Source organism: Rhizobacter sp. P2_H2 (assembly GCF_056403375.1).
The window spans coordinates 1-2744 of the sequence record NZ_JBFUFP010000746.1 but is presented as its reverse complement, the minus strand read 5'-3'; the positions used below and the strand labels follow the sequence as shown (position 1 = coordinate 2744).

General features: G+C 71.8%; 2 protein-coding genes. Both read left to right on the top strand.

Annotated elements, in window-relative coordinates; all coding sequences use genetic code 11:
• Positions 1 to 1770, top strand: a 1770-nt coding sequence (locus AC1D15_RS25650) for an ATP-dependent DNA helicase (protein WP_477828212.1), incomplete at its 5' end; no start/stop codon positions are given.
• A gap of 141 nt (positions 1771 to 1911) precedes the next feature.
• Positions 1912 to 2744 (top strand): cache domain-containing protein (locus AC1D15_RS25645; protein WP_477828211.1); only part of this gene is annotated, 833 nt, incomplete at its 3' end.

Below are 2744 nucleotides of genomic sequence, written 5' to 3'. Positions count from 1 at the left end.
CTGCAGGGCCTGCGATTCCCGCATGCGGAGTTCCGCGCCGGCCAGCGCCCGCTGGCCGAGGCGGTGTACCGCGCGGCAACGGCCGGCCGCTGCCTGCTCGCGCAGGCGCCCACCGGCATCGGCAAGACGGTGGGCACGCTGTTCCCGCTGTTGAAGGCCTGCCCGACGCAGCGCCTCGACAAGCTGTTCTTCCTCGCGGCCAAGACGCCGGGCCGCGGCCTCGCACTGGAGGCGCTGCGGCTGATCACCGGGGGCACCGATGCACCGCCGCTGCGCGTGGTGGAGCTGGTCGCGCGCGACAAGGCCTGCGAGCACCCCGACAAGGCCTGCCATGGCGAGTCGTGCCCGCTGGCGCGCGGCTTCTACGACCGGCTGCCGGCGGCGCGCAGCGCGGCGCTTGCCGGCGGTGTCGGCACAAGCGGAAGCCCGCTCGACCAGGCCCGCGTGCGCGAGGTGGCGCTGGCCCATCAGGTGTGCCCCTACTACCTGAGCCAGGAGTTGGTGCGCTGGAGCGACGTGGTGGTCGGCGACTACAACTACTGGTTCGACCTCGGCGCGATGCTGCACGGCCTGACGCTCGCGAACGACTGGCGCGTCGGCGTGCTGGTCGACGAGGCGCACAACCTGCTCGAACGCGGCCGCAAGATGTATTCGGCCGAACTGCAGCAGGCCGACGTGGCCGCGCTGCGCAGCAAGGCGCCGCCCGCGGTGAAGCCGGCGCTCGATCGCCTGCACCGCGCGTGGAATGCGCTCAACAAGGCGCAGGCCGCCGATTTCGAGGTGCACGAGAAGCCGCCGGCGGCGTGGCGCGATGCGCTGCAGAACGCGATCGCGGCGCTCGGCGAGCACTTCGCCGACGGCCAGTCGCCGAACGATGCGCCGCTGCTGCGCTTCTACTTCGACGCGCTGCACGTGACGCGGGTGCTGGAGCTGCTGGACGAGAACTCGCAGGTCGACGTGACGATCGCCGAGCGCCACGGCACGCGGGTTCGCTCGACGCTGTGCCTGCGCAACCTGATCCCGGCGCCGCACCTGCGCGGGCGCTTCGAGGCGGCGCACACGACGACGCTGTTCTCGGCGACGCTGACGCCGCAGGGCTTCCATGAAGACACGCTGGGCCTGCCGAAGCACACCGTGTGGATCGACGTGGAGTCGCCGTTCGAGGCGCGGCAGCTGTCGGTGCGCATCGCGCGCCACATCTCGACGCGCTGGCAGCAGCGGGCGGACTCGCTCGCCCCCATCGTCGAGCTGATCGCGCGGCAGTACGAGAAGTCGCCGGGCAACTACATGGCGTTCTTCAGCAGCTTCGACTACCTGCAGCAGGTGGTGGCGTTGTTGCAGGCGACGCACCCGGGCGTGCCGCAGTGGGCGCAGTCGCGCGCGATGGACGAGGCCTCGCGCCAGCAGTTCCTCGCGCGCTTCACCGAGCACGGGCAGGGGGTCGGCTTCGCGGTGCTGGGCGGGGCGTTCGCCGAGGGCATCGACCTGCCGGGCCGGCGCCTGATCGGTGCCTTCGTCGCGACGCTCGGGCTGCCGCAGGTCAATCCGGTCAACGAGTGCGTGCGCGAGCGGATGGACAGGCGCTTCGGCGCCGGCTACGACTACGCCTACCTCTACCCGGGCCTGCAGAAGGTGGTGCAGGCGGCCGGGCGGGTGATCCGCACGACCAGCGACGAAGGGGTCGTGATCCTGATCGACGACCGCTTCGCGAAGCCGCAGGTGCGCGGGCTGTTGCCGGCGTGGTGGCAGGTCGTCGCGGCGGCCGGCTGAGCTTTTTCTCTCCGGAGAACCCCGCCCGTTGTGCGCCGGGCGAGCGTGTATAAAAGGTGGCATCGTGGCGCCGTGCGCACCGCTGTTCGTGTCACGCTGCATCGTCTGCGAAGCGTTGTCGTGGTTCAGCAAAGGTTGATCATGCCCGCACCGTCGCTTCATGCGTTCCTGACACGGCTGATCTGGCTGTGCGTCGGGCCGCTGGGGGTGCTCTCGATCTACCTTGCCATCGAACGCGTGCGCGACGTGCAGGACAACCGCGACCGCGAGGCCCGGGGCATTGCGACCACGCTCGCCGGCGACGTCGATCAGTTCCTGAACGCCCGCATCGGCGCGCTCGGGATGCTGGCGCAGTCGCCGCTGATCGACGTGGCGTCGCGCCGCGCCGAGCTCTACGAGGAAGCGCAGGCGTTCCGCCGCAGCTTCGGCGGCCACGTGATCGTGGCCGACCCCGGCCTGCACATGCTGCTCAACACCCGCGTGCCTTTCGGCACGGCCTTGCCGCCGCTGCCGGTCCCGAAGGGCCGGGCGGCCGTGCCGATCGCATTCGCCAGCGGCCGCCCGGCGGTCGGAGACCTGTTCATCGGCCCGGTCGCCAAGGAGCCGCTGGTGGCCGTCGCGGCGCCGGCACTGCGCGATGGCAGGGCGGCCTTCGTCGTGCTGACGGTGTTCGAGGTGCGTCAGTTCCAGGCGCAGCTGGAAGCGGTCGGGCTGCCGGCCGGCTGGTCGCTCGCGCTGCTCGACGGCAGCGGCGGGACGATGGCGCGGCGCGCGGCGCCGGGCTTCAACCCGGCCACCGACGTCGACGCCGGCGGGCGCTTCACCGTGAAATCGGCGCTCTCGTCCTGGTCGGTCGTGCTCGACATTCCGCGCGACATCTACCGCGCACCGCTGCTGGAGGCTGCCGCGACGCTCGCGCTCGCGGTGGCGGCCGCGACGCTGGCCGGCGTCGTCGGCGGCACGCTGGCCGGTCG